Here is a 5,972-nt window from a genome sequence, read left to right as displayed (position 1 = left end):
TTTTCGGCCAGAAGAAGATGCGGGGGCTCCTTCCGGGCTGCGGGTCAGGTGTTGAACAGGAAGTGCAGCACGTCGCCGTCCTTGACCATGTAGGTCTTGCCCTCGGCGCGCATCTTGCCGGCTTCCTTGGCGGGCTGCTCGCCACCCAGGGCCACGAAATCATCATACGCGATGGTCTCGGCGCGGATGAAGCCTTTCTCGAAATCGCCGTGGATGACGCCGGCGGCCTGCGGCGCCAGCGTGCCCTTGCGGATGGTCCAGGCGCGGGCCTCCTTGGGGCCGACGGTGAAGTAGGTCTCGAGATGCAGGAGCTCGTAGCCGGCGCGAATCAGGCGGTCGAGACCGGCCTCCTCGAGGCCGAGCTCGGAGAGGAACATCTCGGCCTCCTCGCCGTCGAGCTGGGAGATCTCCTCCTCGATCTTGGCGGAGATCACCACATGCGCGTTGCCCTGCTCGGCGGCCATGGCGGCGACCTTCTCGGAGAGCGCGTTGCCGGTGGCGGCCTCGTCCTCGTCGACGTTGCAGACATAGAGCACCGGCTTGGAGGTCAGCAGCTGCAGCATCTTCCACTGCTTGAGATCCTCGGCATCGACCTCGAGCAGGCGCGCGGGCTTGCCCTGCTCCAGCAACTCGAGCGCGGCCTTCATCAGGCGCTCCTGCTGGACCGCCTCCTTGTCGCCGCCGCGCACCTTGCGGACGATGTTCTGCAGGCGCTTCTCGAGGCTCTCCATGTCGGCGATGATCAGCTCGGTCTCGATGGTCTCGGCATCGGCCACCGGGTCGACGCGGCCATCCACGTGGGTGACGTCGTCATCCTCGAAGCAGCGCAGCACATGGGCGATGGCGTCGGTCTCGCGGATGTTGGCGAGGAACTGGTTGCCGAGGCCCTCGCCCTTGGAGGCGCCCTTCACCAGGCCCGCGATGTCGACGAAGGTCATGCGGGTGGGAATGATGCTCTGCGACTTGGCGATGGACGCGAGCTTGTCGAGCCGCGCGTCGGGCACCGCCACGTCGCCCACGTTGGGCTCGATGGTGCAGAACGGGAAGTTCGCCGCCTGCGCCGCGGCGGTCTTGGTCAGCGCGTTGAACAGGGTCGACTTGCCCACGTTGGGCAGACCCACGATCCCCATGCGAAATCCCATCTTGCGGCTCCTCTGGCTTTGGTTGGCCGCCTTCTAGGCGCGGATCGGTGCAAGCGCAAGAGAGCGCGGGCGGCGGCTCAGGCCTTGGCGCCGGCCGCCGGCGCGACCCGGCCCGGGTGGGCCCGGACGAAGAAGCGGTGCAGCAGCAGCACCGCCGCCGCGCCGAGCCCGATGACCAGCCCGAACCAGATGCCGACGAAGCCGTAGCCGGCCGGGAACCCGAGCAGGTAGGCGGCGGGAAGCCCAAGCCCCCAATAGGCCAGCGCGGCGATGATCATCGGGACGCGGGTGTCGTGCAGGCCGCGCAGCATGCCGAGCGCGATGACCTGCAGCGCATCGACCAGCTGGAACAGCGCGGCGACCATCAGCAGCACCACGCCGATGGCGATGATGGTGTCGCGCTGCGGGTCGTCGGGCGACAGGAACACGCCGATGAGCGCCTCGGGGATGGTCAGGAAGGCCACCACCGTGATGATCACCGTGGCGATGGAGAGCCCGAAGAGCGTGCGCGCGTCGCGCATCAGGAACTCGGTATCGCCGCGGCCGCGGGCCTGTCCTGCGCGCACGGTGGCGACGTTGGCGAGCCCGAGATGCACCATGAAGGTCAGCCCCGAGAGCTGCAGCGCGATACCATGGGCGGCCAGCGGCGCCGGACCGATCAGGCCGATCAGCAGCGCGGTGGCGGCGAAGAGCCCGACCTCGGCCAGGGTGGTGAGACCGATCGGCCAGCCAAGCTCGAAGACCTCGCGCAGCATCTCGGCATCGGGGCGCCAGAAGCGCCGCCACAGGGGATAGAGCGGCAGGCGCAGGCGGGCATAGGCGATGACGCCCAGCAGCGACAGCCCGTGCGAGACCAGCGAGGCGATGGCGGCGCCGCGGATGCCGAGCTCGGGCGCGCCCCAGTTGCCGAAGATCAGCGCGTAATTGGCCAGCGCGTTGGCGATGGCGGCGCAGACGGTGATCCAGAACACCACGCGGGTGTGCTCGAGCGCGGCGAGGAAGCTCTTGAAGACCATGACCCCGAGCGCCGGCAGCAGCCCCCAGCCGGCGATGCGCAGGTAGGTCTGGGCGTCGGCGGCGACCTGCGGCTCCTGCCCCAGCGCCAAGAGGATGCTGCCCGAGTGCCACAGCACCGGCATCACCAGCGCAAAGACCCCCGCCGAGAGCCAGAGCCCCATGCGCGTGGCGCGGCGGATCTGCGCGTGATCGTCGGCGGCGTCGAAGCAGGCGACCATGGGCATCACCGCCCAGGCAAAGCCGGACCCGAAGAGGAAGAACACCGAGAACACCGTCGAGGCCAGCGTCAGCGCGGCCAGCTCGGCAACGCCGTAGCGGCCGATCATCGCGGTGTCGGTGAACACGATGGCAAGCTGCGCCAGATGACCGCCAATCAGCGGCAATCCCAGAAGCAGGATCGCGCGGGCATGCGCCCAGTATGTGTCTTCATTCCTCATGATCGCGCTTTAGAGACGCGAACGCGTTGCGGCAAGTCTCGCGTTAAGTGCACGGCGAAACTGTGGTTCAGCTCTAGATCGCGTGCAACACTACCTGTGCCGCGAGCACGGAAATCACCGCCCCGGCGGCCGCCTCGATACCGCCCATCACCCGCAGCGCGGCAGGGCCGGTGGCGAGACGGCTAAGGGCGCCCTCGCGCAGGGTGACCGAAGCCAGTGCCACGGCCACGGTGACCGTCGCGGTGCCGAGCCCCATGGCGAACGTGCCGAGGATGCCGGCAAGGACGATGCCCATGCGCCAGGTCAGGATCAGCAGGAACAGCGCGCCCGTGCAGGGCCGGATGGCGATGGCGCCGACCAGCACCAGCGCGTCGCGCAGCGAGTGCACCTGCTCGACCTGATCGAGGCTCGGGCCGTGGGCGTGGCCGCAGCTCGAACAGACCTCGCCATGGGCGTGGTGGTGATGTCCGTCGGCCTCATGGTCGTGCCCGTGGTCTGTCTCCGGGCCGGCCAGCAGCTTGCGCAGCCCGCGCAGCAGCAGCCAGACGCCGATGAGCCCGATGGCGGCATAGCTCGCCGGGGCAAACCAGCGCTCTGCCGCGTCGGTCAGCTGCTGTCGCCCCCAGCCAAGCCCCCAGACCCCGGCATAGACCAGCGCCACCGCCGCCGCCGCCTGCGCGAGGCTCGAGACCAGCGCCAAGACGGACAGACGAAGCACCGGCACCCGCCGCCCGACGCCGTAGCCGCCGATCAGCAGCTTGCCGTGGCCCGGCCCCGCCGCATGAAAGAAGCCATAGGCGAAGCACAGGCCCAGCAGCGCCGTCAGCGCGCCTGGCTCGCCGGCCCGCAGGGCGCGCAAGCCCCCGGCCATCGCCACCTGCGCCTCGCGCTGGCCCTGCGCCGCGGCGGCTTCGACGAGAGCGGCGCCGCCGAAGCCCCAGAGCCAGATCGCCAGCGCCGCCACCGCGGCGGCGGCGATCAGGAGGAAGGGTCGCATGTCAGCTGAATCCTGTCGGCATATTGCTCCCCGACCTCGAGCTGCTCGAACATGTCCTCGGGGACGGTCTGCAGCTCCTTTTGCACATAGGCATCGGCCGCGGCGCGGTCCGGCGCCTCGATCTCGGCCCGGCACGGCGCGGCGATCTCGACCCCGCGGCTGATCGCGTAGGAGACATAGAAGGTCGGATCGTATTGCTTGATCTCCAGCCCATCGGCGGCCACGCGTGGCACCGGGCGGAAATGCGCCGAGATGATGCGCCCGTCCTCGACCCGGGTCTCGCGCGGCTCGGGCGGTCCGAGCGTCACCGGCGCGCCTTGCGAGGCGAGGTAGAGATCGCCCTCGAAATCCGCCGGCCAGTTGTTGGTCTCGAAGCCCTGAAGCTGCGCCAGCTCGTCCTCGGTGAGGCGTCCGTCGCCATCCTGGTCGAGCCCCATGTCCTCGAAGATCAGCAGCGTGAAGAACTCGTCATAGGCCCAGCTCAGCTCGACGCCGGTCACAAGGCCCTCGGCATCGGTTTCGATCCGCAACCCGCTGTCGACAAAAACATGCGGGTGCGCCACCGCCTGCGCAGCGGGCAAGAGGAGCAGAAAGCAGGCAATCCAGCGTCTCATGCCCTCTGGACTAGTCCCGCCCCGGTCGCTTGGCAAGGTTCCATGCAGCCGCATCGGCGGGCCTGTGCTAAGATAGGGCGTTAAGTACGAGTCATTTTGATTTCTATGATTGGAGTTGCGCGATGACCGCGCAGATTGACCTGACAGATTTTGCCCAGCAGGCGCGCGGATTTCTCACCGATCTTGCCGGGAACAACGACCGCGACTGGTTTCGCCGCAACAAGCTTCGCTATGACAGCGAGGTCAGGCGACCGGCGGAACGGCTGATCGACAGACTTTCCGCGCAGCTGTCCGCGGCAAGCGGCCGCCCGGTGCGCGGCAAGCTGTTCCGGCCGCATCGCGACGTGCGGTTTTCCGACGATAAGACCCCCTTCTACACCCATATCCACGCCGCCTGGACGGTGCGCGGCGGGCGCGGCTGGTATTTCGGCCTGTCGCTCGACTACGCCACCGCCGGGGCCGGCGTGATGGCCTTCGACGACGAGCAGACCGAGGCCTGGCGGCGCGCGGTGGCGGGCGTCTCGGGCGAAGCCCTCGCCGCCCTGATCGACCGGCTCGGCGCCCGGCTCGACGCCCCCGCTCTCGAGACGGTGCCCGCGCCCTACCCCGAGACCCATCCCCGTGCCGAGCTGCTGCGCCGCAGCGGCTGCGTGGCCTGGTACGACGATCTCTACGAGGCGCTGGCGCGCGATCCCGAAGAGACGCTGGTCAAGACCTTCGACCGGCTTGCCCCGTTGCAGGACTGGCTCGCCAGGCACCTCTGAGGCGCGCCGCTCAGGCCCCGGTCTTGCGGGTGTCCGGGTGCAGCGCGGTGCCGAGAATGTGGTCAGAGCGATGGATCACATGCGCCGCGCCGCCGACGATCAGCGGGTCCGCCGGCGTCGCGATGTGGCGATCCTTGCCGGGATAGTCCAGCGTCGACAGGAAATGCCGCATGCAGTTCAGCCGGGCGCGCTTCTTGTCGTTCGACTTGACCACGATCCAGGGCGCATCGGCGGTGTCGGTGTAGAAGAACATCGCCTCCTTGGCCTCGGTGTAATCGTCCCACTTGTTGAGGCTGGCCTTGTCGATCGGCGACAGCTTCCACTGCTTGAGCGGGTCGGTCTCGCGGCTCTTGAAGCGGCGCAGCTGCTCTTCCTGCGTCACCGAGAACCAGTATTTGTAGAGCTTGATCCCGGACCGCACGAGCATGCGCTCAAGCTCGGGCGTCTGGCGCATGAATTCGAGATACTCGTTGGGTTCGCAGAACCCCATCACCCGCTCGACCCCGGCGCGGTTGTACCACGAGCGGTCGTAGAGCACGATCTCGCCGGCGGTGGGCAGGTGTTCGATATAGCGCTGGAAGTACCATTGCCCATGCTCGAGATCGGTGGGCTTGTTGAGCGCCACGACGCGGGCATGGCGCGGGTTGAGATGCTCGGTGAAGCGCTTGATGGTGCCCCCCTTGCCGGCGGCGTCGCGGCCTTCGAACAGCAGCACCGCCTTCTGACCGGTCTGCTGGAACCACAGCTGCACCTTGAGAAGCTCGGCCTGAAGCTGCGCCTTCTGGCGCTCGTAGCTCTTGGTCGACATCTTGGTGTCGTAGGGATAGGCGCCGGTCTCGAAGGCGAGGCGGATCTCGTCCGGGGTCGGCGCCACCCGGCGCGGCGCGCAAGAGCTCGCCGCCTGGTGCGCTGGAGCCGGGGGTGGTGGGCGCGGCCGCGCGGTGGCCCGGAGCGAGCACGTCGGTACAATAAGGTTGACGATGGGCCGCTCGGCTCCTGAC

The 5,972-nt window shown here is 68.3% G+C and carries 6 protein-coding genes; 1 reads left to right on the top strand and 5 read right to left on the bottom strand.

Going from position 1 to position 5,972, the window contains the following annotated elements:
• Positions 1-44: 44 nt before the first annotated feature.
• From ychF to AC6RA4_RS20550, 4 genes are all read right to left on the bottom strand, one after another.
• Positions 45-1,142 (bottom strand): redox-regulated ATPase YchF, encoded by a 1,098-nt coding sequence (gene ychF, locus AC6RA4_RS20565; RefSeq protein WP_500163517.1) that lies wholly within the window; start codon positions 1,140-1,142, stop codon positions 45-47.
• 77 nt (positions 1,143-1,219) lie between these two features.
• On the bottom strand, positions 1,220-2,596 hold the full coding sequence (locus AC6RA4_RS20560) for an MATE family efflux transporter (protein WP_500163516.1): 1,377 nt from the start codon (positions 2,594-2,596) through the stop codon (positions 1,220-1,222).
• A gap of 73 nt (positions 2,597-2,669) precedes the next feature.
• The gene (locus AC6RA4_RS20555; protein ID WP_500163514.1) at positions 2,670-3,593 is read right to left on the bottom strand and encodes a nickel/cobalt transporter; all 924 of its coding nucleotides are present in this window, start codon (positions 3,591-3,593) and stop codon (positions 2,670-2,672) included.
• A complete protein-coding gene (locus AC6RA4_RS20550; RefSeq protein ID WP_500163513.1) occupies positions 3,575-4,207 on the bottom strand; it encodes a DUF1007 family protein in 633 nt (210 codons plus the stop codon). The genes AC6RA4_RS20555 and AC6RA4_RS20550 overlap by 19 nt, the downstream gene beginning before the upstream one ends.
• Before the next feature lie 122 nt (positions 4,208-4,329).
• Here AC6RA4_RS20550 and AC6RA4_RS20545 point away from each other — a divergent pair, with 122 nt between their 5' ends.
• Positions 4,330-4,971, top strand: coding sequence for a TIGR02453 family protein (locus AC6RA4_RS20545; RefSeq protein WP_500163512.1), 642 nt, complete (start codon positions 4,330-4,332; stop codon positions 4,969-4,971).
• A 10-nt stretch (positions 4,972-4,981) separates the two neighbouring features.
• Here AC6RA4_RS20545 and ppk2 read toward each other — a convergent pair whose 3' ends face one another.
• A complete protein-coding gene (gene ppk2, locus AC6RA4_RS20540) occupies positions 4,982-5,941 on the bottom strand; it encodes a polyphosphate kinase 2 (RefSeq protein WP_500163524.1) in 960 nt (319 codons plus the stop codon).
• Positions 5,942-5,972 lie beyond the last annotated feature (31 nt).

This window comes from Salipiger sp. (genome assembly GCF_059781815.1).
Note: the sequence above shows the minus strand (reverse complement) of the source record. Positions and strands in the feature narration are given on the sequence as shown.

Coding starts and splice junctions, on each gene's coding strand:
- ychF (WP_500163517.1), bottom strand. CDS start 1,142: ATGGGATTTCGCATGGGGATCGTGGGTCTGCCCAACGTGGGCAAGTCG.
- AC6RA4_RS20560 (WP_500163516.1), bottom strand. CDS start 2,596: ATGAGGAATGAAGACACATACTGGGCGCATGCCCGCGCGATCCTGCTT.
- AC6RA4_RS20555 (WP_500163514.1), bottom strand. CDS start 3,593: ATGCGACCCTTCCTCCTGATCGCCGCCGCCGCGGTGGCGGCGCTGGCG.
- AC6RA4_RS20550 (WP_500163513.1), bottom strand. CDS start 4,207: ATGAGACGCTGGATTGCCTGCTTTCTGCTCCTCTTGCCCGCTGCGCAG.
- AC6RA4_RS20545 (WP_500163512.1), top strand. CDS start 4,330: ATGACCGCGCAGATTGACCTGACAGATTTTGCCCAGCAGGCGCGCGGA.